The organism is Arthrobacter sp. Y81, from assembly GCF_002929335.1.
Classification (GTDB): Bacteria; Actinomycetota; Actinomycetes; order Actinomycetales; family Micrococcaceae; genus Arthrobacter.
This window is the reverse complement of the sequence record NZ_PJIL01000002.1, coordinates 95381-121008: the sequence shown is the minus strand read 5'-3', so window position 1 is coordinate 121008 and position 25628 is coordinate 95381. Positions and strand designations below refer to the sequence as shown.

The 25628-nt window shown below is 66.1% G+C and carries 25 protein-coding genes; 19 read left to right on the top strand and 6 right to left on the bottom strand.

Annotated features, from left to right (window positions below; genetic code table 11):
• Positions 1 to 3 precede the first annotated feature (3 nt).
• The 12 genes from CXQ91_RS03395 (at position 4) to CXQ91_RS03340 (ending at position 12459) form a co-directional block, all read left to right on the top strand.
• On the top strand, positions 4 to 747 hold the full coding sequence (locus CXQ91_RS03395) for a sulfite exporter TauE/SafE family protein (protein ID WP_104172523.1): 744 nt from the start codon (positions 4 to 6) through the stop codon (positions 745 to 747).
• 46 nt (positions 748 to 793) lie between these two features.
• Positions 794 to 1978: a 1-deoxy-D-xylulose-5-phosphate reductoisomerase gene (gene dxr, locus CXQ91_RS03390; RefSeq protein WP_104172522.1), complete on the top strand. Its 1185-nt coding sequence runs from the start codon at positions 794 to 796 to the stop codon at positions 1976 to 1978.
• An 18-nt stretch (positions 1979 to 1996) separates the two neighbouring features.
• Complete coding sequence (locus tag CXQ91_RS03385; RefSeq protein ID WP_104172521.1) at positions 1997 to 3328, top strand: RIP metalloprotease; 1332 nt, start codon at positions 1997 to 1999, stop codon at positions 3326 to 3328.
• Between the two features lie 105 nt (positions 3329 to 3433).
• A complete protein-coding gene (locus CXQ91_RS03380; RefSeq protein WP_104172520.1) occupies positions 3434 to 4108 on the top strand; it encodes a MarR family transcriptional regulator in 675 nt (224 codons plus the stop codon).
• Positions 4105 to 4698, top strand: coding sequence for a hypothetical protein (locus CXQ91_RS03375; protein ID WP_104172519.1), 594 nt, complete (start codon positions 4105 to 4107; stop codon positions 4696 to 4698). Before CXQ91_RS03380 ends, CXQ91_RS03375 begins: the two co-directional genes overlap by 4 nt.
• 42 nt (positions 4699 to 4740) lie before the next feature.
• On the top strand, positions 4741 to 5034 hold the full coding sequence (locus CXQ91_RS03370) for a YciI family protein (RefSeq protein WP_104172518.1): 294 nt from the start codon (positions 4741 to 4743) through the stop codon (positions 5032 to 5034).
• 49 nt (positions 5035 to 5083) lie between these two features.
• Positions 5084 to 6250, top strand: a complete 1167-nt coding sequence (gene ispG / locus CXQ91_RS03365) for a flavodoxin-dependent (E)-4-hydroxy-3-methylbut-2-enyl-diphosphate synthase (RefSeq protein WP_104172517.1) — start codon at positions 5084 to 5086, stop codon at positions 6248 to 6250.
• On the top strand, positions 6213 to 7100 hold the full coding sequence (locus CXQ91_RS03360) for a GNAT family N-acetyltransferase (RefSeq protein ID WP_104172516.1): 888 nt from the start codon (positions 6213 to 6215) through the stop codon (positions 7098 to 7100). The genes ispG and CXQ91_RS03360 overlap by 38 nt, the downstream gene beginning before the upstream one ends.
• Positions 7101 to 7306: 206 nt before the next feature.
• Positions 7307 to 7894 carry a hypothetical protein gene (locus CXQ91_RS03355; RefSeq protein WP_104172515.1) on the top strand — a complete coding sequence of 196 codons (588 nt, stop codon included), beginning with the start codon at positions 7307 to 7309 and terminating at the stop codon, positions 7892 to 7894.
• A gap of 442 nt (positions 7895 to 8336) precedes the next feature.
• The gene (locus CXQ91_RS03350) at positions 8337 to 10148 is read left to right on the top strand and encodes a proline--tRNA ligase (RefSeq protein ID WP_104172514.1); all 1812 of its coding nucleotides are present in this window, start codon (positions 8337 to 8339) and stop codon (positions 10146 to 10148) included.
• A gap of 18 nt (positions 10149 to 10166) precedes the next feature.
• Positions 10167 to 10961 carry a TSUP family transporter gene (locus tag CXQ91_RS03345; protein ID WP_104172513.1) on the top strand — a complete coding sequence of 265 codons (795 nt, stop codon included), beginning with the start codon at positions 10167 to 10169 and terminating at the stop codon, positions 10959 to 10961.
• Between the two features lie 85 nt (positions 10962 to 11046).
• Entirely contained in the window at positions 11047 to 12459 is a 1413-nt protein-coding gene (locus CXQ91_RS03340; RefSeq protein ID WP_104172512.1) for a pyridoxal-dependent decarboxylase, read from the top strand.
• Here CXQ91_RS03340 and CXQ91_RS03335 read toward each other — a convergent pair.
• The 3 genes from CXQ91_RS03335 to CXQ91_RS03325 all read right to left on the bottom strand — a co-directional run bounded on the left by CXQ91_RS03335 (position 12456) and on the right by CXQ91_RS03325 (position 15562).
• Positions 12456 to 13544: an aminoglycoside phosphotransferase family protein gene (locus tag CXQ91_RS03335; RefSeq protein ID WP_104172511.1), complete on the bottom strand. Its 1089-nt coding sequence runs from the start codon at positions 13542 to 13544 to the stop codon at positions 12456 to 12458. The genes CXQ91_RS03340 and CXQ91_RS03335 overlap by 4 nt on opposite strands.
• Before the next feature lie 41 nt (positions 13545 to 13585).
• The gene (locus CXQ91_RS03330) at positions 13586 to 14314 is read right to left on the bottom strand and encodes a VIT1/CCC1 transporter family protein (protein WP_104172510.1); all 729 of its coding nucleotides are present in this window, start codon (positions 14312 to 14314) and stop codon (positions 13586 to 13588) included.
• Between the two features lie 81 nt (positions 14315 to 14395).
• Positions 14396 to 15562, bottom strand: a complete 1167-nt coding sequence (locus CXQ91_RS03325) for a ferritin-like domain-containing protein (protein WP_104172509.1) — start codon at positions 15560 to 15562, stop codon at positions 14396 to 14398.
• Between the two features lie 87 nt (positions 15563 to 15649).
• Between CXQ91_RS03325 and rimP the strand changes: the two genes are divergently transcribed.
• The 5 genes from rimP to rbfA all read left to right on the top strand — a co-directional run bounded on the left by rimP (position 15650) and on the right by rbfA (position 21607).
• Positions 15650 to 16267, top strand: coding sequence for a ribosome maturation factor RimP (gene rimP / locus CXQ91_RS03320; RefSeq protein WP_104172508.1), 618 nt, complete (start codon positions 15650 to 15652; stop codon positions 16265 to 16267).
• The gene (gene nusA, locus CXQ91_RS03315; RefSeq protein ID WP_104172507.1) at positions 16267 to 17247 is read left to right on the top strand and encodes a transcription termination factor NusA; all 981 of its coding nucleotides are present in this window, start codon (positions 16267 to 16269) and stop codon (positions 17245 to 17247) included. Before rimP ends, nusA begins: the two co-directional genes overlap by 1 nt.
• A gap of 88 nt (positions 17248 to 17335) precedes the next feature.
• Positions 17336 to 17803, top strand: coding sequence for a YlxR family protein (locus CXQ91_RS03310; protein ID WP_308471378.1), 468 nt, complete (start codon positions 17336 to 17338; stop codon positions 17801 to 17803).
• A gap of 152 nt (positions 17804 to 17955) precedes the next feature.
• Positions 17956 to 20853: a translation initiation factor IF-2 gene (infB, locus tag CXQ91_RS03305; protein WP_104172505.1), complete on the top strand. Its 2898-nt coding sequence runs from the start codon at positions 17956 to 17958 to the stop codon at positions 20851 to 20853.
• Positions 20854 to 21097: 244 nt separating this feature from the next.
• Positions 21098 to 21607 (top strand): 30S ribosome-binding factor RbfA, encoded by a 510-nt coding sequence (gene rbfA / locus CXQ91_RS03300; protein ID WP_104172504.1) that lies wholly within the window; start codon positions 21098 to 21100, stop codon positions 21605 to 21607.
• Positions 21608 to 21700: 93 nt separating this feature from the next.
• Here the strand turns inward: rbfA and CXQ91_RS03295 are convergent, their stop codons facing one another.
• Positions 21701 to 22813 carry a ScyD/ScyE family protein gene (locus tag CXQ91_RS03295; protein WP_104172503.1) on the bottom strand — a complete coding sequence of 371 codons (1113 nt, stop codon included), beginning with the start codon at positions 22811 to 22813 and terminating at the stop codon, positions 21701 to 21703.
• Positions 22814 to 22998: 185 nt separating this feature from the next.
• Between CXQ91_RS03295 and CXQ91_RS03290 the strand changes: the two genes are divergently transcribed.
• Together CXQ91_RS03290 and trxA are read left to right on the top strand one after the other, a co-directional pair.
• Positions 22999 to 23484 (top strand): nucleoside deaminase, encoded by a 486-nt coding sequence (locus CXQ91_RS03290; RefSeq protein ID WP_104172502.1) that lies wholly within the window; start codon positions 22999 to 23001, stop codon positions 23482 to 23484.
• 86 nt (positions 23485 to 23570) lie between these two features.
• The gene (gene trxA, locus CXQ91_RS03285; RefSeq protein ID WP_374953616.1) at positions 23571 to 24044 is read left to right on the top strand and encodes a thioredoxin; all 474 of its coding nucleotides are present in this window, start codon (positions 23571 to 23573) and stop codon (positions 24042 to 24044) included.
• 22 nt (positions 24045 to 24066) lie between these two features.
• On the opposite strand, the gene CXQ91_RS03280 is transcribed toward trxA, so the two are convergent.
• Together CXQ91_RS03280 and CXQ91_RS03275 are read right to left on the bottom strand one after the other, a co-directional pair.
• Positions 24067 to 24276: a hypothetical protein gene (locus tag CXQ91_RS03280; RefSeq protein WP_104172500.1), complete on the bottom strand. Its 210-nt coding sequence runs from the start codon at positions 24274 to 24276 to the stop codon at positions 24067 to 24069.
• Positions 24277 to 24416: 140 nt separating this feature from the next.
• On the bottom strand, positions 24417 to 25571 hold the full coding sequence (locus CXQ91_RS03275; RefSeq protein ID WP_181038757.1) for a pyridoxal phosphate-dependent aminotransferase: 1155 nt from the start codon (positions 25569 to 25571) through the stop codon (positions 24417 to 24419).
• Positions 25572 to 25628: the final 57 nt, after the last annotated feature.

The window sequence follows — 25628 nt, the reverse complement described above, 5'->3', positions numbered from 1 at the left end:
ACCATGTTTGCGCTGGTGCTCATCGCTGTTGTCGCCGGGGCGATGGCCCAGCGTATTGCAGGCCTCGGCTTCGGCCTCCTCGTATCGCCGGTCCTGGTGGTGCTGCTTGGCCCCTTTGACGGGGTGATGATCATCAACCTCTGCGGCGCGGCGTCGTCGCTGCTGGTCCTGTCCCGGGTGTGGCGGCACGTCAACTGGCGGCGCTACGCCGGCCTGGCCGCCTCCGCGGTGGTGGGCGTGGCCCCGGGTGCCTGGCTCGCCGGCAATGTCCCCGAGGCGCCGCTGGAAATCTGCATCGGTGTGCTGCTCATCATCGCCCTGCTCGCTTCCCAGCGGCTGACCCGGAGTTCCTGGCGCGCCAGCGGGCCGGTGCCCATGATGTCCCTGGGGTTTTCCAGCGGCCTGATGAACGCCGCGGCAGGCGTGGGCGGACCGGCGATCACTGCCTATGCCATCGCCACGCGCTGGGACCAGAAGAGCTTCGGCGCTACCCTGCAGCCTTACTTCGTCACCACGGGCCTGTCCTCGCTGCTGACCAAGTACTTCTTTTCCGGCGGGCATGTTCCCGCCCTCGAAGGCTGGCAGTGGCTGGGGGTCCTGGTCGCCATGGTGCTCGGAATCGTCGCAGGAGACCTGCTGTCGGGGCGGGTGCGGCCGGCGGCCGTCCGCCGGATTGTGGTGGTGATCGCCTACACGGGAGCCGTATCCACGATTACCAAGGGCGTGGTGGAGCTGGCCTTCGGGTAGGCCGCGCAGGCGCCGGCAGGCCAGTCACGTGCGGGATACTTAACGGATGCAGCCACGCAGAATCGTTCTTCTCGGATCCACCGGTTCCATCGGCACCCAGGCGATAGACGTCGTCGACGGCGCCCCGCACCTTTTCGAGGTGGTGGCGCTGAGTGCCGGCGGCGGCAACCTTGACCTCCTTGCCCGGCAGGCCGTGCACACGAAGGCGAAGGCCGTGGGCACCGCCAGCGGCGATGCGTCCGTCCTGCAGGAACTGATCGACGACGCCGCCCGTGCGGCCGGCGTCACCGGTTACCGCCCCGAGATCATCACCGGCCCGGATGCCTCCACCAGGATTGCGGAGATCGACGCGGACGTGGTGCTCAACGGCATCACCGGCTCCATCGGGCTGGCACCGACGCTGGCGGCCTTGAAGTCAGGCGCCACCCTGGCACTGGCCAACAAGGAATCCCTGATCGTCGGCGGTGCCCTGGTAAAGGCTGCCGCGCGGGAAGGCCAGATCGTCCCGGTGGATTCCGAGCACTCGGCCATCGCACAATGCCTGCGTTCCGGCACGGCTGCCGAGGTGGACCGGCTCATCCTGACGGCCTCCGGCGGGCCCTTCCGCGGCAGGACACGCGAGGAACTGCACAACGTCTCGCCGCAGGATGCCCTGGCGCACCCCACCTGGGACATGGGCCTGATGGTCACCACCAACTCCGCCAGCCTGGTGAACAAAGGCCTTGAAGTGATCGAGGCGCACCTGCTGTTCGACATCCCGCTGGACCGCATCGACGTCGTTGTCCACCCTCAGTCCGTGGTCCATTCCATGGTCCAGTTCGTGGACGGCTCCATCATTGCCCAGGCCTCGCCGCCGGACATGCGCCTGCCCATCGCCCTCGGGCTGGGATGGCCGGACCGTGTCCCGAACGCGGCCACGCCGTGCGATTGGACCCAGGCAACCAGTTGGACCTTCGAACCGCTCGACGCCGAGGCGTTCCCCGCCGTCGCGCTCGCCAAGGACGCTGCCAAGCAGGGAAGCACCTATCCCGCCGTTTTCAATGCTGCCAACGAAGAGGCCGTGACGGCCTTCCACTCCGGCCGGATCCGGTTCACGGACATTGTGGATACTATCGAAGCGGTGCTCAGCGAACACCCAGGATCTTCCGGGCTGACAGTTGAGTCCGTGCTGGATGCTGAAACGTGGGCACGAGCGCGCACCCACGAACGTTTAGCAGTGAGCAGTCTCTAGGAAGCAGCAGATCTAAGCATGAGTCCCGTCATTCTCTTCATCCTCGGTGTCGTCTTTGTGGCGATCGGCATCGCAATTTCCATCGCGCTGCATGAAGTGGGCCACCTGGTTCCGGCCAAGCTGTTCAAAGTGCGGGTCACCAAGTACATGATCGGCTTCGGCCCCACGCTGTGGTCCAAGCGCAAGGGGGAGACCGAGTACGGGGTCAAGGCCATCCCGCTGGGCGGCTACGTGTCCATGATCGGCATGTACCCGCCGAACAAGGACGACGGCACCGTGCGTCCGTCCAGCACCGGGATGTTCCAGACCCTCGCCACCGAGGCACGTTCCATGGCCCACGAGGAAGTGGGGCCCGGCGACGAGAAGCGGGTCTTCTACCGGCTTCCGGTCTGGAAGAAGGTGATCGTGATGCTCGGCGGTCCCGCCATGAACCTGCTGATCGGCGTGGCGCTGACGGCCGTGCTGTTGATGGGATTCGGGATCAGCACACCCACCACCACCATTGCGGACGTCTCCAAATGCCAGGTCAAGGCAGGGGAGACCGTGGATCCGGATTCCGCCGACTGCAAGCCCACTCCCGCGGCTGCGGCACAGCTCAAGCCCAATGACACCATCACGTCCTTCGACGGCAAGGCCGTGACTAAGTGGGACGAACTCACCGGCTGGATCCGGGCCTCCGCCGGCCGGGAAGTCAGCATCACGGTGGAACGGGACGGCTCGCCCGTCACCACTACGGTGACCCCCGTTCTCTCGGCCCGGCCGGTCATCGGCGCAGACGGCCGGCAGGCCACTGATTCCAACGGCACCCTGCAGTACCAGGAAGTCGGCTTCCTGGGGATCGGCGCCCAGACCACCCTTGTCTCCCAGCCGGCGTCATCCGTTCTTCCCATGGCGGGGGAAAACATCCAGCAGGTGGCCGGCGTCGTCCTGAACCTCCCCGCGCGGGTGGTGGGCGTGGCCAAGGCGGCCTTCAGCGAAGAGCCCCGCGATCCCAACGGACCCATCAGCGTGGTGGGTGTGGGCCGCGTGGCGGGTGAAGTGGCCGCCATGGAAGAGGTCCCGCTGCAGTCCAGGCTCGCTGCGCTGGTGGGGCTGCTGGCCGGCCTGAACTTCGCGCTCGCCGTGTTCAACCTGGTCCCGCTGCTGCCGCTGGACGGGGGCCATGTGGCCGGGGCGCTCTATGAAGGCTTCCGACGGCGGGCGGCCAAGCTCTTCGGCCGGCCCGACCCCGGTGCGTTTGACATCGCCAAGCTCCTGCCGGTGACCTACGTGGTGGCCGCGCTGCTGATGGGCATGAGTGCGCTGCTGATCTACGCGGACATCGTCAAGCCGGTAAATCTCTTTGGATAATCAGCTTCCAGCGGTTTGGATTCAATAATCAGCCTTTTTTGACTGATTTGTATGAATCAGCCGAAAATGATTGATATCAGATAATCAGTCGATTATGTTTGCGGTATGTACGTACTCACGATCGACCAGCGGGGCAGTACGGGAGATAGGGACCGGGTGCCCGGCCTGCTGGCTGAGCTGCACCGCATCTCAACCGCCGGCCGCTTCGAACGCTCCGTCGGCGACGAAGTCCAGGGCGTGGTGGAACAGCCGGCGGAAGTAGTCGAAATTGCACTTCACTCCCTGCGCAGCGGCCAGTGGTACGTGGGAATCGGAGTGGGCGCCGTTGACCTCCCCCTGCCTGCGAGCCCGAGGGAAGGATCCGGGCCGGCGTTCGTTGCTGCCAGGCTGGCCGTCGAGAAAGCCAAGTCTGCTGCATCCCATGTGCCGTTGTCCGTGGTTTCCGGCGGTCTCCGCCGCGGTGGCGCATCGCTGCCGGCGGCCGAGCGCGGCATCCAGGCCTGCGCGAACGCCGAGGCGGTCCTCCGTCTCATCGGGCGCCTGGTGCAGGACCGTACGGACGCCCAGTGGAAAGTCGTGGACACCCTTCGGGCGCTGCAACAGGACTCGGCCGCCAGGCATGGCACCCAGAAGCTTGCGGCCGCAAAACTGGGAATCACGGAGCAGTCGGTGAGCCGCGCCGTGCTGAGGTCCGGCTGGCAGGAAGAATGGGCGGCGAGGCCGGCCGCCGGGATGCTTCTGGCCCTGGCCCATGACGCAGTCCTGGAAGGACAAACGTGAACGCTCTTTGGATTACGCTCGCCCTCCTGACGGCAGGCTTCGCCGGCTGGCCGGTCACGGCCCTGGTGTTCCGGCTGGCGCGGACCATCGACGACAAAGCGGACGCGGCCAGGGCCGCCGAAGACAAGGCTGCCGCCGACCGGGCCGCCGAAGAGTCGGCTGACGATCCCTCCGCCGACGTCACCGTGGACAAAAAAGCAGTGGACAACGTCACATCAGACAAGGACGCGACGGACAAAGTAACGGCGGACCGGGGGACCGTCGACGGAGAGATCACCATTGCCGCGGACGAAACCCGGGACGAAACGGGAAAGGCAGCCACGGCGGCAGCCGGTTCGCCGGCGCACAGCACGCGGATCCTGCGCGGCGGTGCCATCATCGGCGTCCTGGAAAGGCTGGCAGTGTGCCTGGCCATCCTCACCGGCCAGCCCGTGGCCATCGCCTACGTGGTGGCAATCAAGGGCCTGGGGCGCTTCGCCGAACTGAAGGAGACACCCGTTGCCGCGGAGAGGTTCATCATCGGCACGCTGGCCTCCATGCTGTGGGCCGCCGGGGTTGCCGCCCTTGTCAGGGTCCTCTTCCTCAACTGAACCGGATACAAACTCAGGCGGACAGGGGGATAGGGTATCCGTATGACTGTTTTTGCTGTTGAGTACGTATACGCCCCCGAGTCCACCGAAGCGCGGAACGCCGCCCGTCCGGCGCACCGGGAATGGACCGCCCGGCTGGCCAGTGAAGGCGCACTCCTCGCCAGCGGACCCTACGGCGACGGAGCCGGTGCCTTGCTCATCTTCAAGGCTGACGACGAAAACGCACTGAACGGGATCCTCAAGCAGGACCCCTTCGCCGCGGCCAGCGTGATCGCCGGCACGCGCACCACCGAATGGGCCCCCGTGACCGGCCTGCTGGCCGAGCACGCCGCCTAGCCAGCCGGAACCACACACCATCGATACTTCGATCTAAATAGGAGTCCACGTGACCTCGGTCAGCCTGGGAATGCCGTCAGCACCGCCCCCCGTCCTCGCTCCGCGCAGGAAAACCCGTCAGATCAAGGTGGGCTCGGTGGGGGTCGGCTCAGATTCGCCCATCAGCGTGCAGTCGATGACCACCACCCCCACCACGGACATCAACGCCACCCTGCAGCAAATTGCAGAGCTGACGGCGTCAGGCTGTGACATCGTGCGGGTTGCCTGCCCGTCCGCGGACGACGCCGAGGCCCTCCCGATCATCGCGCGGAAATCGCAGATCCCGGTCATCGCTGACATCCACTTCCAGCCCAAGTATGTTTTCGCCGCGATCGAGGCGGGCTGTGCTGCGGTGCGCGTCAACCCTGGCAACATCCGTAAGTTCGATGACCAGGTCAAGGAGATCGCCCGCGCCGCCAAGGACCACGGCACCTCCATCCGGATCGGCGTCAATGCAGGATCCCTGGAGCCCGGCATCCTGAAGAAGTACGGCAAAGCCACCCCGGAAGCCCTGGTTGAGTCAGCGGTCTGGGAAGCATCGCTGTTCGAGGAGCACGGCTTCCACGACTTCAAAATCTCCGTCAAGCACAACGACCCCGTGATCATGGTCGCGGCCTACGAAATGCTTGCCGAACAGGGCGACTGGCCCCTGCACCTTGGCGTCACCGAGGCCGGACCGGCCTTCCAGGGCACCATCAAGTCCGCCACGGCCTTCGGTGCGCTCCTGTCCAGGGGGATCGGCGACACCATCCGCGTTTCCCTCTCGGCTCCTCCCGTCGAGGAGATCAAGGTTGGCAACCAGATCCTGCAGTCGCTGAACCTGCGTCCCCGCAAGCTTGAAATTGTCTCCTGCCCGTCGTGCGGCCGTGCCCAGGTGGACGTCTACACCCTGGCCGAGCAGGTCACGGCAGGGCTTGAAGGCATGGAGATCCCGCTGCGTGTTGCCGTCATGGGCTGCGTCGTCAACGGCCCCGGTGAGGCACGTGAAGCCGACCTGGGCGTGGCCTCCGGCAACGGCAAGGGACAAATCTTTGTGAAGGGCCAGGTCATCAAGACTGTCCCCGAGAGCGAAATTGTTGAGACACTGATCGAAGAGGCCATGCGTATCGCTGAAGAGATGGGGGAGGCCGATGGCGAAGATGCTGTCAAGGGTAGCCCCGTGGTTAGCGTCTCGTAAGGAGAATGCAGGACCCGGCGTATCAATCCGGGTCCTGTCCGGGCCGGACACCGCCATGCTGCGGGAACTGGCCCGGACCGACGTTGTGGCCAACGTCTTCATCCTGTCGCACCTGGCCGCGACGGGAAGCGCCGCGCCCACTTTGGGCGGGGCGAGTATTTTTGGCGTGTTCGACGGCGACGACCTCGTGGGCGCATGCTGGGCGGGGGCCAACCTTGTTCCCGTGCAGCTGGACCCGGAACTTGCCGGACTCGTGGCCGAGCACGCGCACCGCTCCGGCCGCCGCTTCGCCTCCATCTTCGGCCCGGCGGATACGGTCCTGGCCATTTATGAACAGCTGGAGCAGCTGGGGCAAGCTGCCCACGAGGTCCGGGCGGACCAGCCGCTGATGACCATCACCGGGCAGCCCGCAGTACTGGCAAATACGGACCTGGGTTTCGGCCAGCTCGCCGACTTTGACCGGATCCTGCCTGCCTGCGCGGCCATGTTCGAGGAGGAAGTCGGCTATTCGCCGTTCCTCGGCGGCCGCGAGTTCTACAGCAGGCGCGTCGAAGGACTCATCAGGCAGGGCCATTCCCTGGTCCACCTCAACGCGGACGGCCAGGTCCTGTTCAAGGCCGAGCTGGGCGCCGTCACCGCCGACGTGACGCAGGTCCAGGGTGTCTGGATGAACCCTTCCTTCCGCGGACTCGGGCTCAGTGCCGGCTACATGGCCGCCGTCGTGGAACTGGCGCAGCAGCTCGCGCCCGTCACCAGCCTGTATGTCAATGACTACAACGCGCGCGCAAGGGCCACATACGAGCGTGTGGGCTTCCGCCAGGTGGGCACGTTCGCTACAGTTCTGTTCTAGCTGGCCGGTACCGGCCGGCATTCGAACTTATTGGGGGATAAATGAATACGTCTGTTGTGCGCTATTTCGGGGGATCTGCCCTCCTGGTGCTGGCTCTGACAGCCTGTGGCGGACCCGCTAAGCCGGCGGACGCAGGGGGCGGTGCGGCCCCGGAAACCTCCGCCACAACAACTCCAAGCCCCACGCCGACGGAAGACGCCTTCAAAATGCTGACTTCCGATGAGCTCGCGGAGATCGCCGGAGGAGTGAAGGACGCGGACAGCGTCGCTTTGGCCGTGATGCCCGCGGACAAAGTTTCCCAGGCGCTGGACCAGATGATGTCCCTCATGACCGAGGTCCAGGTGGAACCTGCCGAATGCAATTCCATCGCCACAGGCACGGCGCTGAAGCCGGACAGCAGCACCACCATGGCCGTTGGTGCGTCCACGTCCTCCAATGCCGAACTGACCCAGACGCTCTCACTCCTCTCCGGCGTGGACAAGCAAAAGCTGGACGAGACGCTTTCCGCGCGCAGCAAGGAGATTGCAGACTGCGGAAACCTCAGCATGAAGATCGGCGAAATGTCCGTGACAGCAACCACCACCGGACTTGACAGCGGGGCTGACACCCCCGGCGCCATCGCCATGCGAACGGACGTCACATTGCCCACTGGTACCACGCAGAGCACGGTGATGACCTTTGCGGTCAAGGGCGGAGTCCTGATCGCTGCACAGGCGTCAGGCACCGGCGTGACCTCGGCCGACCTGGCCCCGGCCGAGGAACTGCTGGACCAGGCTGCCGCCCTCATTGACTAGCGGACCGTCTTCCACGGACACCTGGTGTAACCCCAAGTCAACTGCAGAAAAGTGCGTGACGACTCTTGTAATGGTGCCGTGGATCACATAGGTTCGACCTAGCCGCGCCGATGGGGTGCGTGCGGTCTCAGAGGGGAATCAGTAATTGGCACTGAGCGTTGACCTTCCCAGCCAGGCACGCCCAGCGCTTCCTCCGGACTTGACGGTCTGACGGACCGTAAGAGCCACGCCAAAACAGGATGACCAGCCGGCAACGGCCAGGGGCTTCCTCTTAGTTCTGGCGTGGCTCTTCCCCGTTAAGCGGTGCCGCAGGAACGGGCACAGCCGGCGGCAGGCTATGGGGGACCGGGGCACTCGCCGCGTCACGGTAGATTAGTAACCAGACAGATCTGCCCCAGCCCGTCATCTGAACAGGCACCTCCCAAGAAACGGATTCCTACCCGTGGTCCTTCGACTTTCCAAGCTGTTCCTGCGCACCCTGCGCGAAGATCCCGCCGACGCCGAAGTGGCGAGCCACCGGCTCCTGGTCCGTGCCGGATACATCCGCAGGGCCGCGCCGGGCATCTACACCTGGCTGCCGCTGGGCCTGAGCGTCCTGCGCAAGGTGGAGCAGGTCATTCGCGAGGAGATGGCCGCCATCGGCGCCCAGGAGGTCCACTTCCCGGCGCTCCTGCCCAAGGAGCCGTACGAGGCCACCAACCGCTGGACGGAGTACGGCGAGGGCATCTTCCGGCTGAAGGACCGCAAGGGCGGGGACTACCTCCTGGCTCCCACGCACGAGGAAATGTTCACGCTTCTGGTCAAGGACCTGTACTCCTCGTACAAGGACCTTCCGCTGAGCATCTACCAGATCCAGAACAAGTACCGCGATGAGGCGCGGCCCCGCGCGGGCCTGCTGCGCGGCCGCGAGTTCATCATGAAGGACTCCTACTCGTTCGACGTCGACGACGCCGGCCTGGACGCCAGCTACAACGCGCACCGCGCCGCCTACCTGAAGATCTTCGAACGCCTCGGCCTCGAAGTTGTCCCGGTGGCCGCCACTGCCGGTGCCATGGGCGGCTCCAGGAGCGAGGAGTTCCTGCACCCCACCGAGATCGGCGAGGACACGTTCGTGCGCTCGGCCGGCGGCTACGCGGCCAACGTGGAAGCCGTGACCACCGTGGTCCCCGCCGAGATTGACTACACCAACGCTCCGGCCGCCGACATCCGGGACACCCCGAACACCCCCACCATCGAAACGCTCGTGGACGCCGCCAACCAGCTGGTGCCGCGCGGGGAGAACGACGGCGGTGCCTGGACGGCCTCGGACACGCTGAAGAATGTTGTCCTCGCGGTCACACTGCCCACCGGGGAACGCCAGATCGTCGTCATCGGCGTGCCCGGTGACCGCGGCGTGGACCTGAAACGTGTTGAGGCCAACATCGGCACGTACCTGCCGGTCGCCGGCGAGATCACCGTGGAGGCCGCAGGCGAGGAAGACCTCGCCCGCAACCCGCTCATCGTCCGGGGATACCTCGGCCCGGGGATGTCGCTTGGCACGCCCCTCCTCGGCCTGGAAGGCGCTGCGAAGCTCCTGTACCTGGTGGATCCCCGCGTCGTCAGCGGCACCGCCTGGGTGACCGGGGCCAACATGGCCGGAAAGCACGTCTTCGGCCTCGTCGCCGGCCGCGACTTCGGCTGGGACGGCGTGATCGAGTGCACCGAGGTCCGCGCCGGTGACGAAGCGCCGGACGGTTCCGGTCCTCTGGAGACCAAACGCGGCATCGAGATGGGCCACATCTTCCAGCTGGGCCGCAAGTACGCCGAAGCCCTTGAACTGAAGGTCCTGGACCAGAACGGCAAGCAGGTTGTGGTCACCATGGGTTCCTACGGCGTTGGCGTGACCCGTGCTGTCGCGGCCCTGGCCGAATCCAACCACGATGCCAAGGGCCTGATCTGGCCGCGGGCAGTGGCACCGGCTGATGTCCACGTCGTCGCTGTAGGCAGGGGCGAGGAGATCTTCGCCGCTGCAGAGCAGCTCGCCCTTGAGCTTGAAGCCAATGGACTTGAGGTCATTTACGACGACCGTCCCAAGGTTTCCCCCGGCGTGAAGTTCGGCGACGCCGAGCTCATCGGTGTGCCGACCATCCTCGCCGTTGGCAAGGGGCTCGTGGATGGCGTGGTGGAGATCAAGGACCGCCGCAGCGGCGAGGCGGAGAACGTGGCTGTGGACAAGGCGGTTGACTATGTGGTCAATGCCGTCCGCAGCAAGTAACTCCCCGCAGTCGAAGGAGTGATCTCCGGATTCGAGTCGCTGGAGCCCGCCACGCTGATCCTCATCATCGTGGCGGGCTTCGCCGCAGGATGGATTGACGCCGTGGTGGGCGGCGGAGGGCTCATTCAGCTCCCGGCGCTGCTGCTGGTGCCGGGCATCAGCCCGGTCCAGGCGCTTGCCACCAACAAGATGGGTTCCATCTTCGGGACCACCACCAGCGCTGTGACGTTTTACCGCCGCGTCAGGCCTGACCTGCGCACGGCCATCCCCATGGCGGTCATCGCGCTGGCCGGGAGCTTCGGCGGTGCCGTGCTGGCCGCCACCCTGCCCGCCAGCGTCTTTAAGCCGATCATCGTGGCGGCGCTGGTCGCCGTCGCGCTCTTCACGGCCTTCAAACCGAACATCGGCGACCTGACGGCGCTCCGCCACGACGGCAGGACGCACTATGTGGTGGCCTGCCTCATCGGCGCGGCCATCGGTTTCTACGACGGCCTGATCGGACCCGGGACGGGCTCGTTCCTGATCATCGCCCTGGTGTCCGCGATGGGGTACGCGTTCCTCGAAGCCAGTGCCAAGGCCAAGATCGTGAACATGGCCACCAATGCCGGCGCCCTGATCTTTTTCCTGCCCCACGGCTCACTGCTGTGGGGCGTGGGACTCGTGCTGGGGCTGGCCAACATGGCCGGCGGCTACCTCGGGGCCCGGACCGCGGTGAAGCAGGGCAGCACCTTCATCCGCAACGTCTTCCTCGCCGTCGTGGGCGCACTGATCATCAAGCTGGGCTACGACATCTGGCAGGACACCTTCGCCTAGCCTCCGTCCGATCCGGCAACCCTGCCGTCCGGATACCATGCGAAAGACCCTCCCGGACGGGCAGGACCCGGCGTAGCATGCTCCTATGTCAACAGGGGACGAACCCTTCCGGGACGCCTTGGACGCAGCAGCGGGGCATGCCCGTGAATGGCTGGAAAGCCAGCCGACCCGCCACGTAGGGCCCCGGTCCACGGCAGGGGAGCTGGAAGCCGTCTTCGGCGGCCCAATGCCCGCGAGCGGCCTCCCTGCGGGCGAAGTGATCGACTTCCTCGCGACCAAGGCGGAACCGGGCCTCATGGCCATGCCCTCGGGGCGTTTCTTCGGCTGGGTCATTGGAGGTACGCTGCCCGCCGCACTGGCAGCGGACTGGCTCGTCAGCGCTTGGGACCAGAACTCGTTCCTCCGTGCCGCCACGCCAGCCACCGCGGTCATCGAGGCGGCAGCCGGGCATTGGTTCCTGGACCTGCTGGGCTTGCCGGAAGAGGCCGACGTCGGTTTCGTCACCGGAGCGACAATGGCCAACTTCGCCGGTCTGTCCGCCGCCCGCTGGCGCGTCCTGGAGCAAGCCGGCTGGGACGTGAACGCCGACGGGCTGACCGGCGCTCCGCCCATGCGCTGTTTCGTGGGCCAGGAACGCCATGACTCGATCGATCTCGCACTGCGGTATCTCGGCATGGGACGCCCCATCGTGGTGCCCTCGGACCGGCAGGGCCGCATTGATGCGGCGGAGCTGGACTGCGCCCTGGACCGTGCGCTGGGCGGTGCCGATGGATCGGCCCCGGCCCCGCTGCTGGTCTGCCTACAGGCCGGGAACGTGCATTCCGGAGCTTTCGATCCGTTCCTGCAGGCGGTGACCGTCGCGAAAGCACATGGAGCGTGGGTGCACGTGGATGGTGCCTTCGGACTCTGGGCGGCCGCGGTGCCTGAACTCGCCGCCCTGACCGCCGGGCTCCACCTGGCTGACTCCTGGGCCACCGATGCGCACAAGACCCTCAACGTGCCCTACGACTGCGGCATCGTCGCCGTGCGGGACACCGAAGCCCTGCGCGCCGCGATGAGCGTCAACCCCAGCTACATGATCCGCGACGCAGCTGAGGCCGCGGACCCGTTCCAGCTCGTCCCGGAGCTGTCCCGCCGGGCCCGCGGCGTTCCCGTGTGGGCGGCGCTGAAGTCCCTCGGCCGGAACGGAGTGGCCGCACAGGTGCGCAACCTGGTCAGCCGTGCCTCGCAACTGGCGCACCAGCTGTCGGGGCTGGACGGCGTCGAAGTGCTCAACGACGTCGAATACACGCAGGTCTCGCTGGCTTTCGGTGATGACGCCACAACGCGGGCCGTGACGGCACGGATCATTGCGGACGGGCTGGTGTGGATGTCGGGGTCCCGCTGGCAGGGACGGGATGTCCTGCGGATCTCGGTGAGCAACTGGACCACGGACGACGGCGACGTCAAGGCAGCCGTCGATGCGGTGCGGAAGGCCCTGGCAACGGAACGCGGCTAGGAAACGGCCAGCCCCACGGCTTCTCCAGGGGCAGGGAGGTCGTGTGCCGCGGGGAGCCATGCCAGGGTCCGTCCTGCGAGCGTGCTTGCCACCCACAGGGACCGTGCGAGGTCACCGCCATGGTGAGGCCGCGAGGCATACGAGAGGGCATTTTCAACTTCACGGGCAAGGCTCCACTGCCGGGCCACTTCGGCATCCAGCCCTGCGGCCGCGCTGAAGTCCCGGCATCTGTCCAACAGTCCCTGCCGGGGATCCGTTCGGGGAAGGTCCCGGATGCGGTTCCAGAGGAGCGGGGCAACGGCGAACTCCGCCTCGCCAACCATCGGCTGAGGGTCTATAGCCGCAAAACCGTTGGAGCGGCCGTTGCCGCCGACGCTTGCAGTATCTGCGCCGGCGCCGGCTGCGGCCGGTGGCAACGACTGGTCCGTGGGCCGGGCCAGGATATTCAGGTAGTGGAAGTCGGTGTTGACCAGAACGTCGGTCCCGGCACGGCGGCCCACGGCACCGCGCGTCTGGCAAACCTCAAGGGCGGCCTCCAACAGCCACCGCGGAAAGGGCCGGCCCAGCTGTTCCCAGTCCGCCGGAAGGTCATCGCTCCACTGTTCGGCGCGCGCCGCAACGTGGTCGAACTCCTGCCACTCCGGGCGGTGGTCCGGCGCCAGGCTCAACTGCCGCGTCAGCCCGCCCCAGACCTCCACGGCTGTTTCCAGCGGAACCTCCTGGAGCGAGCGGCCGGCGTCGAGCCTCTCCAGCAGCATCGAACACGTTCCCGCGTCGGACTCAAGCAGCCGGACCGCCCCGTGGCCGTCCCAGAGCCGCAGGGCGAAACGCTCAACCCGGGCTTCGTCGTGCGGGTAGGCAACCTTCAGCGCAGCAGGGACACCTTCCCGCGTTACCGGGACCACCACCCCGCCGTGGCCGTTCCACGGCAGCTGGCCGGGCTCGAGGTCGACCTCGAGTCCCCAGCGCTCCAGGCGTCCGCAAATCAACCCGTGCAGGGAAGCAAGCCAAGCACGTCCCGCGCTGCTTCCGCTGTAGCGGCGGCTGAGGTCGGGCGGGATCGGGACTTCTGCTGGGCTGCTCATCTACTCCAGACTAGTTGAGGCACGGGCTTCCGGTGCGGACGTCAGATGATGCCGGTGGCGCCCAGGAGATTGCCAATGGCGAATGTCGCAGCGAGCGCCAGTGCACCGCCGATCACCACCCGAACGGCTGCCGTTGTCTTGGAGCTGCCGCCGAGCCAGGCGCCAACGGAACCTGTCGCGGCCAGTGCCACCAGAACGGCGGCGAAAGTCAGCGGGACCCGGATGTTCTCGGGCGGCAGGAGGATGGCCAGCATTGGCAAGACGGCACCCGCGACAAAGGCGATTGCCGAGGCGAAGGCGGCATGCCAGGGGCTGACGATGTCCTCCCGGTCGATGTTGAGTTCAGCCGACAGGTGGGCGGAGAGGGCGTCATGTGCCGTGAGCTCCCTGGCCACTGCCTGGGCGGTGTCCGGGCTCAGCCCCTTGTTTTGATAGATGGCCGCCAGCTCGGCCAGCTCCTCTTCGGGCTCTTCTTCAAGCTCGCGGCGTTCTTTTTCGATCAGTGCCTTCTGGCTGTCGCTCTGGCTGCTGACGGAAACGTATTCACCCAGGGCCATCGAAATTGCGCCGCCCACTACGCCGGCCGCGCCCGCGATGAGGATCGGGCCGGTCTGGGTGGTGGCACCGGCCACGCCCACCACGATGGCGGCCACGGAAACGATCCCGTCATTGGCCCCGAGTACACCGGCGCGCAGCCAGTTCAGCCGGTGGGCGACGTCATTGCCATGCGGCTCGTTCTCGTGCAGCGCAGGTGCTCCGGGGGTGTCCATGATTACAGCAAACCACCAGTGCCCGGGGGCGTGCCAGTAATACGGGGCTAAGGAAGGCTAGGCATACTTTGCAGCGCCGGCTCAGGGTGTTCCGGGGGACTCTGTACCGGGAGACTGGGGCGCCGGGCTGGCGTCCGGCAGTTCAGGGAGCTGCGCGGTGTCCACCACAATGCCCGGCAGGGGACCGGAGTCGGCGCCCCAGAGCGCCGCGCGGCGTGCAGCGGCCAGGAGGCCTGAAATGGCCCATTGCCGGGTGCTACCGTCGCTCAACGCCACCAGGTCACCGTAAACCGGCAGGGTTCCTGCTTCGAGGCTGCCCAGGCCGGCCGCCGGCGATTCGAGGAACAGCGGGCCCAGGGTGTAGCCCGCTTCCCGTGCCGGAATGTCCACGCACTGTGCCCGGCTCAGGGCCTCGGCCTCGGCAAGGACCGATTCATGCCGTGCCAGCAGCTGGGCCGCAGAGCCGGCGGCCGTGCCTTCGAGGCGGGCGAGCGCCACCTGGTAGCCATAAACGGTTTCGGCCTCGGTCTTGACTGTCATCGCGAGGGCGGCTGCCGGAGTTGCTGTTCCTTCACCCGCTCCGGAGGGCGTGGGGACCGGCGGGCATGAGCCTGCAGGTGCTGTCGACGACGCGGGTGCCGCTGCCGGTCCTGGAAGGGCAGGCATGTCCGGTGCTGCTGCCCCCACAGCCGTGGCCAGCGAAGACGCCTGAAGCAGCTGGGCGGTACCGACGGCGGCAAGCAGCCGTGCCATCCCGCCGTCGGACTCCTCCGCATCCGAGAGGCGCTGCCCGCCGCTCGCGGACAACGCGGTGATGAGCGCAGCGGGTGAGTCCAGCGGTGCCGCCTGCCCGCTCGAGGGGGCGGAGGTACCGGACGCGGTGGCTGCAGGGGTGCCGACGGCAGGGCCTGTGGCTGACGGCGAAGGACCCTGATCGGGCCCGGTCAGCGCCTTTGCCTGTGTTGTCAGCAATGTCACAGCGCGCAGCAGACCCTGGCGTTCGGCGCCGGAAACAGCGTCGGCAAGTTTGCTGCCGGCGAGGCGCAGCTGCATCGTTTCGGCAAGGGCCGCGGCCCGTGCCCGTTCAGAAAAGGGCGGTTCCGGCGCCTGCGGCGGCGGCCCCGGAGTCAGCGCCAGCCCAAGGCTGATGACCAGCACTGCCAATGACGCCAGGATGCCGTACCGGAAATATCGGCCCGGCCGTCGATTTTCCTTGGTGTCGTCTTTCACAACAGACCATGTTGTCATGCCCGGCAGCAAGCGAGTGCACCATGGCGCCCATAAAATCGCTACGCTAGTACACACAACATCATCTAGCGGGAGGCGGCCGGCATCGTGAGTAATGCAGAAGCCACGACTTCATCAGACCGGACCGGGACGGGAAAGGCTGAGGCCGAATCCGTGCACAACCCGGAGGCTGAGCGCGTCCGGGCGCTGATGGAACCCACGGTCCAGGCAAACCGGCTCTACCTGGAGGACGTTGCCATCAACATCCAGGGTTCCCACCGGGTGGTCCACGTAGTGGTGGACCTGCCGCAGGAGGAAACCGGCGGAGTAAGCCTTGACGTCATCGCGGAGATCTCCAAGGAGCTCTCCGGCATCCTGGACAGCGACCCCACCTACGACAGCCGCCCCTACGACCTCGAGGTTTCCTCGCCAGGCGTCGGACGGCCCCTGACCGAACCGCGCCACTGGCACCGTGCTCGCGGACGCATGGTCAAGGTGAATGTCATACAGGGGGAGAACCTGACCGGCAGGGTCCAGTCCATTGACGACGACGGCGTGACCCTGGTTCCGGAGATCGCGGCAAAAAAGGGAATGAAGCCCAAGCAGGGCGAGCCCGAGAAAATTCCTTTCGACAGGATCCGTAATGGAAAAGTCGAGATAGAGTTCAGCCACCTCGACGAGGTCGGTCTGGAAGACGAACACAATGGACCTTCTGAGGAGGCCTGATGGATATTGACATGAGCGCACTGAGACTTCTGGAGCGTGAGCGTGAAATTCCGCTGGACCTCCTGATCCCCACCATTGAGCAGGCACTGCTGGTGGCCTACCACAAGTCTCCGGGAGCCTTCGAAAAGGCCCGCGCAGAGCTGGACCGCAAGAGCGGCCACGTGACCATCTGGGCAACCGAAATCGACGACGACGGTGCCCCCATCGGCGAGTTCGAGGACACACCGGCCGGCTTCGGCCGCATCGCTGCCAGCACCGCCCGCCAGATCATCCTGCAGCGCCTGCGCGACGTCGAGGACGACAACGTCCTGGGCGAGTTCAAGGGCCGTGAGGGCGAGCTCGTTGCCGGCACCATCCAGCAGGGCAACAACCCGCACATGATCCAGGTCAACCTGGGAACGGTGGAGGCGCTGCTGCCCCCGCCCGAGCAGGTACCCGGCGAGAAGTACATTCACGGCAACAGGCTGCGCGCCTTCGTGATCGACGTTCACCGCGGCACCAAGGGCCCCTCCATCACGCTGTCCCGTTCGCACCCCGGCCTGGTCCGGAAGCTTTTCGAACTGGAAGTTCCGGAGATCGCCGACCGCTCCGTGGAAATCGTGGCGCTGGCCCGCGAGGCCGGACACCGCACCAAGATCGCCGTCAAGGCAAACATCCCCGGCATCAACGCCAAGGGTGCATGCATCGGTGAAATGGGTTCACGCGTCCGGGCAGTCATGACCGAGCTCAACGACGAAAAGATCGACATCGTCGATTTCAGCGAGGACCCGGCAGCCTTCATCGCCAGCGCATTGTCGCCGTCGAGGGTGAATTCCGTCACCATCACCGACGAGGCAACGCGTTCCGCACGTGTTGTTGTGCCGGACTACCAGCTGTCGCTTGCCATCGGCAAGGAGGGCCAGAACGCCCGCCTGGCTGCCAAGCTCACCGGCTGGCGCATCGACATCGTCTCCGACGCCGCGGTTCCGCGCGAAAACTAAGCCGCTTCGGCGGAGTGCCCCTCGGATTGTCCCGCCCGGTTTCGACCAGTCGTTTCGGGGCCGGGGCACCTGAGGGGCTAGAATAGACATGACCGCGCCTGATGGCCGGTATTCGTGCGCCTTGAGCGTGCCCGCAAATCTGCGTTCATTACGAATGCGGCTGACGCAGGCGGGCTCGGGGCAGCAGATATGTATGGGCAGGAAGATACTCACCGTGGCACTAGTGCAACACCTTGAGAATCAGCCGCAGCGTACCTGCATCGGATGCCGGAAGAAGGGCGCACGGTCTGAGCTACTCCGGCTCGTCGCCGAAGGCAGCGGTTCCACCGCTGTCATCGTTGACGAACGACGCCGGATGGCTGGCCGGGGTGCATGGCTGCACTCCAGCGAAACGTGCCTGGCGCTGGCAATCAAGCGGCGTGCGTTCGGACGTGCCCTCCCGGGCACAACCGGAACTGCCGCTGTCGAACGCCGGATAACGGCGGGCACGCATGCCGTGGACACTCCGGTGGCTGCAGCAACAACCGTCCAACCTGAAAGCGGGTCAGAAAACTGATGGAAACCCGATGAGTTCCCAGCGATGAGTGCGCAACGATGACAACTTTGTTGCGCTCTGCAATGGGCCTTTCAGCTGCTATCGCGGCGAAGGTCCGCAGTAAGAAGTAGACGGTTCGTGCCTGGCTCGGTGCGGACCGAGACAGGAGAAATGTGGCCAAGGTCCGCGTACATGAGCTTGCTAAAGAGCTCGGTATTACTTCCAAAGATGCAGTAACCAAACTGCAGGAACTGGGCGAATTCGTTCGCTCCGCCTCTTCAACCATTGAGGCCCCCGTTGTGAGGAAACTCCGCAACGCCTACCCCGCCGCCGGCGCTTCGAAGTCCGAAGCTCCCGCTGCAGCGCCCAGGGCGCCCGCCAGCCCCTCGGCTTCCCGTCCGGCGCCCGCGCCGGGACCGGCAGCTCCCAAGGCTCCGGAACCCAAAGCTGAAGCTCCGGCTGCAGCCCCCGCCCCGGCCGCTCCGTCGGCTGCGGCTCCGGCAGCACCCGCTGCTGCAGCGTCTGCGCCTGCGGCGCCCGCTCCGGGTGCACCGTCCACCGGTGCGAAGCCCGGCGCACGCCCGGCCCCCAAGGCTGAGGCTCCGGCTCCGGCAGCATCCGCACGCCAGGGTTCAGCACCCCGTCCGGGCGGTCCCCGTCCCGGCAACAACCCTTTCGCCACGTCCCAGGGCATGCCCCGCGGCCGCGGCGGCGACAACGAACGTCCGCCGCGTCCGGGCAACAACCCGTTCGCGCCTTCCCAGGGCATGCCCCGTCCGGGCGGAAACCGCACTGAGGGCGAACGCCCCGGCGGCCCGCGTCCGGCAGCCGGCGCCGGGGGTCCCCGTCCGGGTGCTCCCCGTCCCGCTGGCGCACAGGGTGCACGTCCGGGCGCTCCGCGTCCGGCCGGCGCTGCAGGTGCACGTCCCGGCGCAGGCGGCGGAAACCGTCCTACTCCCGGCATGATGCCTAACCGCACCGAACGTCCCGCACCCGCTGGTGCAGGCCGTCCCGGCGGCGGAGGCCGCGGTCCCGGACGCCCAGGCGGCGCACCGGGTACGGGTGGCGCTCCGGGTGCCGGTGGCGGTGCTCCGGCCGGCGGTGGCTTCGGCAAGGGCGGCCGCGGTCGCGGTGGCACCCAGGGTGCCTTCGGTAAGGGCGGCGCAGGCCGTGGCAAGCAGCGCAAGTCGAAGCGTGCCAAGCGCCAGGAACTCGAGCAGATGAGTGCTCCGTCGCTGGGTGGCGTAAGTGTGCCCCGCGGCGACGGCAACACCGTTGTCCGGCTCCGTCGCGGCTCGTCCATCACGGACTTTGCCGACAAGATCGAGGCGAACCCCGCTGCACTGGTGACCGTGCTCTTCCACCTCGGCGAAATGGCCACGGCCACGCAGTCGCTGGATGAAGAGACCTTCGCCCTGCTGGGCGAGGAGCTTGGCTACAAGCTCCAGGTCGTGTCCCCGGAAGACGAGGAGCGCGAGCTGCTCTCCGGTTTCGACATCGACTTCGACGCCGAGCTGGAAGCCGAAGGCGACGAGGAACTCGAGGCACGTCCTCCGGTTGTCACCGTCATGGGCCACGTTGACCACGGTAAGACCCGCCTGCTGGACGCTATCCGTAACTCCGACGTCGTCGCGGGTGAACACGGTGGCATCACGCAGCACATCGGTGCCTACCAGATCACCACTGACCACGAAGGCATCGAACGCAAGATCACCTTCATCGATACTCCGGGCCACGAGGCGTTCACCGCCATGCGTGCCCGTGGTGCGAAGGTCACCGACATCGCCATCCTGGTGGTCGCAGCGGACGACGGCGTTATGCCGCAGACCGTTGAAGCCCTCAACCACGCGCAGGCCGCCAACGTGCCGATCGTCGTGGCTGTGAACAAGATCGACAAGGAAGGCGCCAACCCGGAAAAGGTCCGCGGCCAGCTGACCGAGTACGGACTGGTTCCGGAAGAGTACGGTGGCGACACCATGTTCGTGGAGGTCTCTGCCCGCCAGAACCTGAACATCGACGAGCTGCTCGAGGCCGTCCTGCTTACCGCAGACGCAGCCCTGGACATGCGCGCCAACCCGAACAAGGACGCCCGCGGTATCGCGATTGAAGCCAACCTGGACAAGGGCCGCGGTGCGGTTGCTACCGTCCTGGTTCAGTCCGGTACGCTCCACGTCGGCGACACCATCGTGGCAGGCACGGCCCACGGCCGCGTCCGTGCGATGTTCGACGACGACGGCAGCGTCCTGACCGAGGCCGGCCCGTCCCGCCCCGTTCAGGTGCTGGGTCTGTCCAACGTCCCGCGTGCAGGTGACACCTTCTTCGTGACCGCTGACGAGCGCACCGCCCGCCAGATCGCCGAGAAGCGTGAAGCAGCAGACCGCAACGCCGCCCTGGCCAAGCGCCGCAAGCGCATCAGCCTGGAAGACTTCGACCAGGCCGTCGCCGATGGCAAGATCGACACCCTTAACCTCATCCTCAAGGGTGACGTGTCCGGTGCCGTGGAAGCCCTCGAAGACGCGCTGCTCAAGATCGATGTCGGCGAAGGCGTTCAGCTCCGCGTTATCCACCGCGGTGTCGGTGCGATCACGCAGAACGACGTCAACCTGGCAACGGTCGACAGCGCCGTTATCATCGGCTTCAACGTCAAGCCCGCCGAGCGTGTTGCCGAACTGGCAGACCGCGAAGGCGTGGACATGCGCTTCTACTCCGTCATCTACGCAGCAATCGATGACATTGAGATGGCCCTCAAGGGCATGCTCAAGCCGGAGTACGAAGAGGTCCAGCTTGGCACCGCCGAGGTCCGCGAAGTGTTCCGTTCTTCCAAGTTCGGCAACATTGCCGGTTCCATCGTTCGCTCGGGTGTTATCCGACGCAACACGAAGGCCCGCATCAGCCGCGACGGCAAGATCATCGGTGACAACCTCACCGTTGAGACGCTCAAGCGCTTCAAGGACGACGCAACCGAGGTCCGCACGGACTTCGAGTGTGGTATCGGTCTTGGCTCGTTCAACGACATCACCGAAGGCGACGTCATCGAGACCTTCGAGATGCGCGAGAAGCCGCGCGTCTAGGTTGTCTTAGCGTTACAGGTGCGGGGCCGTTGGGTTTTTCCCGGCGGCCCCGCCCCTTCGCTGGGTGGCCAACGTCTTACGACGTCGGCCACCCAGCTTCGGCAGGCCCGATGCCACTCCCAGGCCGCCGGAAAAAATCCAACGGGAGTCCGTCGTAGACTCGCCTTAGGCGCGTGGCAATTACCCAACGTGAGTACGTCAGCCGCTATCGCGCCGTCGTACATCCAAATATTTAGGAGTGGAAATGGCTGATCCGGCACGCGCTGCCAAGTTGGCGCAGCGGATTAAGGTTGTTGTTGCAGAGGCTTTGGGCCGGAAGGTCAAGGATCCCCGGCTTGAGGGGATTACCGTCACCGATGCCCGTGTGACCAATGATCTGCAGCACGCCACGATCTACTACACCGTGTTCGGGGACCAGGTTGTCCAGGCGGATGCCGCCAAGGGTCTGGAGAAGGCCAAGGGCGTCCTCCGGCAGGAAGTCGGCCGCAACATCACCGTTCGGCTGACCCCCACCCTGGAGTTCGTGGCCGACCAGATTCCGGTCAACGCGTCCAACCTCGAGGAACTGCTCCGCGCCGCCAAGAAGCGCGATGCAGAGGTGGCTGCCCTGGCTGCAGGCGCCAAGCATGCCGGCGACGCAGATCCCTACAAGAGCGACATTCCCGAGGATGTGGAAATCGACGAGGACGACTTCGACGAAGAGGATGACGACCTCCTCGACGACGAAGAAATCGACGAAGACAGCAACAAATAAGCGCAGCAACAAATAAGCGCAGCAACAAATAGACGCAGCAACAGTGTGGCCGGACCCGCGAAGGGGCCGGCCACACTTGTGTGTTAAATCCGGTCAGTGGCGGGAATGCCCGTCCAGGTCCACGGAGACCAGGCGTCCGTTCGGAGGCTGGTTCGCCGCCGGCAGGGCATCCACAGTGGCATAGAGCGTCGAGTCCTCAAGGGCAACGTCCGCCGTGAGGACGCCGGCCAGCACCGTCCTTTTCCTGCTGTCGCCGTCGATCCTGAGCACGCCCTCGCCGAACAGGGACGCGACGTAAACGTCGCCGTCGTCGTCCAATGCCAGCCCGGTGGGTGACATGACCTCGTCAGCAAAGAGCCTGACCCTGCCGTTGTCCGGATTGACCCGGTACACGGCGCCGCGGGCACCGAGTGCGGGATCCTCCGGTCCGCCGGGGAGCACGGACACGTACAGCCAGCCGTCGGGACCCACCGCGACGTCCGTGGGGACGGGTTCAAAGGCATAGGTTCGGCCCACAACGCAGTCAGGGAGCTTCAGGGTCGACGCCACCTCCGAAGTGATCCGGTAGGGCTGCGACGGAAGCACCGCCACCGTTTCTGTTTCACCCGACCGGATGTCCACGGACACCACGCTGTTGGCGCCGGCATCGGCAACGTAGATGGTGCGGCCGGCGACGGCAATCCCGTAGGGGTGGGAGTCGACGTCGCCGTTATATGCTGCCGGCACCTCGGGCGGCAGTTGTGCCAGGCACGCGTCCGGAAGGTCCTTGAAGCCGTAGTGTTCGCCGCCATCGGCGTTCTCTTCCGTCTCCAGTGCAGCAAAATCGCCGAACGTGCGCTGGGTGCCATCCTCTTGGATGGACCGGATGTGACCGGCAAGGGGGCGGTCATCAAAGGGACCGGCGCCCTGGCTTTCGGCAAAATACGTGGTCCCGCGGCGTTCGCCGCTACCGGCGACATCCCATGCGGGGTCCGAATAGAGCACCGACTTGGCGCCGTCCGAGCCGATCCGGGTCAGCCGGCCGGCGAATGACTCGCTGACCGTGACGGATCCGTCGCGGCCGGCGCTGGCATGGAGCGGGCCGACGAGCCCGTCTGCAAGGGTGACCGGTTCGCTCTGCGGCGGGGCTGCGACGCCTGCAGAGCCGGTTGCCAGGAAAACCGCGGCGGTGACAGCAGCCGCGGCAAGCGAAACGTGCTTTCTCATGGTGGTCTCCAAATGGCCAATGATGATTACCGGGAATCATTGAGACCACTCATTCGGCTTACGGGAAAGACCGCCGCCCCCACTGGGCACATTCTATTTCTTCGCCTCCGGGTAAGTCGATGGATCCGGCAAACTGCAGCCGGCTTCTGCACGTGAAGCGGGGTATAGCTGGCTATGATCGGAGCATGGACGCCCAACCTTCAGCCGCTGACATCCAGGAGTTCCTTGGCCAGGCCGTTAACCTGGCCGTTCAGAATGTGGCCGACGGCGGTGGCCCGTTTGGTGCATTAGTGGTCGCTGCAGACGGGAAGCTCCATTTCGGCGTCAACAGGGTGACGCGCGACAACGACCCCACTGCCCACGCCGAGGTTGTGGCCATCCGGACAGCAGCGGCCGCGTCCGGGACCTTCGACCTGAGCGGCGCCGTGCTTTATGCGAGCTGTGAGCCGTGTCCGTTGTGCCTGGCCTCGGCGTTGTGGGCGCGGATCGGGCGTGTGTATTTTGCCGCGGACAGGCACGGGGCAGCGGCCGCCGGGTTCGACGACGCCCTGTTCTACGAGTATTTTGAGGGCACCCGGCCAGAACTTATGCCGGTCCGCCAGACCGACATTCCGACGTCGAACGTTCCGTTCGACGCGTGGCGCAACAACCCGGACCGCACCGAATACTGAGCCCCGGCCGCGGATAGGAGCAGACTGCCGGGCCGGCGGGACCTTCGACTCTATGCGGCCCCGGCAGCCGGGCGTGCGATTAACCTATGGCTTCAGGCGCGACTGGAAGGCAGCGGGGAGCAGTGGAACCGAGACTCATCAGGTGTCCCGGCTGCGGTAAGACGAACAGGATCCCCGCAGCGGCTCCCGGCCGTCCCCTCTGCGGAAACTGCCGCCATAACCTGCCGTGGATCGTCGACGCCGGAGACGCTGACTTCAGGCACATCGCAGAGCAGTCAACCGTGCCTGTGCTGATCGACTTCTGGGCCGTATGGTGCGGCCCCTGCCGGCTGGTCAGTCCGGTCCTGGACCAACTGGCGACGGAGAAGGCGGGACGGATCAAGCTGGTCAAGGTGGATGTGGACCGCGCGCCGGGACTCTCCTCCAGGTTTGCCGTTCAGGCAATCCCCACGCTGATGGTGATCGTCAATGGAACGGTGATCGCCCGTCAGGCGGGTGCCGCACCGGCGCCTGAGCTCCGGACATGGCTGGAACACGCGCTGTCCTCGAGCCTGAGCTGAGTTACCGCGGCTGGGTCCCGTGCTAGGTACGCCGGGACCGCCGGCCGCGCGCACCCAGCCCTCCGAGCAAAGGTGATCCCATGCCCAGCAGGAAGCCGAAGTCATACCAGTTGCCGGCCCTGCCGGTGTTGTAGAAGGGGAACTCCGCCCACGCACCGAACACGTGGGCAATGAGCACTATCCACGCCGTAATACCATTCCAGAAGCCCCACAGCAGGTCCTGCCACCACATGATCTTCCTCTCCGGAGCCGCCCCTGTGGACAGGTTAGGGGTCGGCCGGCTCGTGCACTAGGGGCTCTGTGCCCGACTTGGGGAGATTGTTTCTTCAGGTGGGCTGCATCAGCTTCGGGAGCAGTTCCTCGACGGGAGGATCAGCTTCGCGACGGGAGGCGGCCCAGGCCTTCCACGAGGTCTGCCTGGGCGGCGCACAGCGCGATCCGGATCCAGCCTTCGCCGATGGAGCCGAAGGCCGTCCCCGGAGCAAAGGACACCCCGGATTCGGCCAGGAACGTCCGGACCCAGGACCGCACGTCGCCGCCGCTGACGTGTGAAACATCGGCCCACAGGTAGAAGGCGCCCTGCGCGGAGAGGAACGGGATGCCCTTGGATTCCAGCACCGCCGAGGCCGAGTCCCGGTTGGCCCGGTAGTGGGCATGCGCGTGGCTGACGTAGTCCTGAGGGCCCGTCAGGGCAGCTATCGCGGCGTACTGGGACGGGGACGCGACGCAGGAAACAATCGACTCCATCACGTTGTTCATTTTCCGCTCCAGCCCGGGCGGGCAGACCAGCGCACCGATCCGCAGCCCCGTCAGGCCGTATGTCTTGGAGAGCGTCAGGGACGTAAAAACCCTGGCTTCCCCAGGGACATCACTGTCGAAGCGGGCAGGGCTGACGTGGGGAACATCGTAGGTGAACGCCTCGTAGCATTCGTCGGAGATGATCCACAGGTCATGGCGCTGAGCCAGCTCCACCATGCTGCGGGTCAGCTCTTCGCCCAGGACCGCGCCCAGGGGATTGGACGGTGAATTCAGGATCAGCACCCGGGTCCGCGGCGTGATGAGTGCCTCAATGTCCTCGATCCTCGGCTGAAAGTCGTGCTCCGGGTAGAGCGGGTAGCCCACGGGAACTCCGTGCAGCAGCCGGCCGGTCATTGCAAACGTCGGGTAACCGGGGTTGGGGATCAGGATTTCGTCGCCGGGGGAGAGCAGCAGGCTCATGGCGAAGTGGAGGCCCTGCTGGGCGCCGTCCACGATGTAGACCCGCTCGGAACCGATGTCAACGCCATTGTGCTCACGGAACCTGTCTGCGAAGGCCTCGCGGAGGGCGGGGATTCCGGCGTTCGGCGTGTAGTTGGTTTCGTCGCGGTCCAGGCAGGCCATGCCGGCCTCGAGGACGTGGCGGGGGAGGGCAAACCCCGGTTCTCCGATGCTTAGCACAATGGCACCGGGGGTGGCCCACGCGGCCTCAGTGATCTCGCGGATCTGGTTGACGGGAACGTCGCGGGCATGTGCGGCAAGCTCAGGCATGTCTGCCATCCTAACTGCCTGCCGTCGGGCGAAAAGGGAGAGCCGTCGGCGCGGATA

Excerpts from the sequence above, each read along its gene's own strand:
- CXQ91_RS03280 (WP_104172500.1), bottom strand. The coding sequence starts at position 24,276 with ATGTGGTGGCAGGACCTGCTGTGGGGCTTCTGGAATGGTATTACGGCG.
- CXQ91_RS03360 (WP_104172516.1), top strand. The coding sequence starts at position 6,213 with ATGCTGTCAAGGGTAGCCCCGTGGTTAGCGTCTCGTAAGGAGAATGCA.
- CXQ91_RS03325 (WP_104172509.1), bottom strand. The coding sequence starts at position 15,562 with ATGACAACATGGTCTGTTGTGAAAGACGACACCAAGGAAAATCGACGG.
- CXQ91_RS03395 (WP_104172523.1), top strand. The coding sequence starts at position 4 with ATGTTTGCGCTGGTGCTCATCGCTGTTGTCGCCGGGGCGATGGCCCAG.
- CXQ91_RS03340 (WP_104172512.1), top strand. The coding sequence starts at position 11,047 with ATGTCAACAGGGGACGAACCCTTCCGGGACGCCTTGGACGCAGCAGCG.
- CXQ91_RS03335 (WP_104172511.1), bottom strand. The coding sequence starts at position 13,544 with ATGAGCAGCCCAGCAGAAGTCCCGATCCCGCCCGACCTCAGCCGCCGC.
- CXQ91_RS03370 (WP_104172518.1), top strand. The coding sequence starts at position 4,741 with ATGACTGTTTTTGCTGTTGAGTACGTATACGCCCCCGAGTCCACCGAA.
- CXQ91_RS03310 (WP_308471378.1), top strand. The coding sequence starts at position 17,336 with ATGACCGCGCCTGATGGCCGGTATTCGTGCGCCTTGAGCGTGCCCGCA.
- CXQ91_RS03385 (WP_104172521.1), top strand. The coding sequence starts at position 1,997 with ATGAGTCCCGTCATTCTCTTCATCCTCGGTGTCGTCTTTGTGGCGATC.
- CXQ91_RS03295 (WP_104172503.1), bottom strand. The coding sequence starts at position 22,813 with ATGAGAAAGCACGTTTCGCTTGCCGCGGCTGCTGTCACCGCCGCGGTT.
- CXQ91_RS03290 (WP_104172502.1), top strand. The coding sequence starts at position 22,999 with ATGGACGCCCAACCTTCAGCCGCTGACATCCAGGAGTTCCTTGGCCAG.
- dxr (WP_104172522.1), top strand. The coding sequence starts at position 794 with ATGCAGCCACGCAGAATCGTTCTTCTCGGATCCACCGGTTCCATCGGC.
- rbfA (WP_104172504.1), top strand. The coding sequence starts at position 21,098 with ATGGCTGATCCGGCACGCGCTGCCAAGTTGGCGCAGCGGATTAAGGTT.
- CXQ91_RS03380 (WP_104172520.1), top strand. The coding sequence starts at position 3,434 with ATGTACGTACTCACGATCGACCAGCGGGGCAGTACGGGAGATAGGGAC.
- CXQ91_RS03355 (WP_104172515.1), top strand. The coding sequence starts at position 7,307 with ATGCTGACTTCCGATGAGCTCGCGGAGATCGCCGGAGGAGTGAAGGAC.
- trxA (WP_374953616.1), top strand. The coding sequence starts at position 23,571 with ATGGCTTCAGGCGCGACTGGAAGGCAGCGGGGAGCAGTGGAACCGAGA.
- nusA (WP_104172507.1), top strand. The coding sequence starts at position 16,267 with ATGGATATTGACATGAGCGCACTGAGACTTCTGGAGCGTGAGCGTGAA.
- CXQ91_RS03275 (WP_181038757.1), bottom strand. The coding sequence starts at position 25,571 with ATGCCTGAGCTTGCCGCACATGCCCGCGACGTTCCCGTCAACCAGATC.
- CXQ91_RS03330 (WP_104172510.1), bottom strand. The coding sequence starts at position 14,314 with ATGGACACCCCCGGAGCACCTGCGCTGCACGAGAACGAGCCGCATGGC.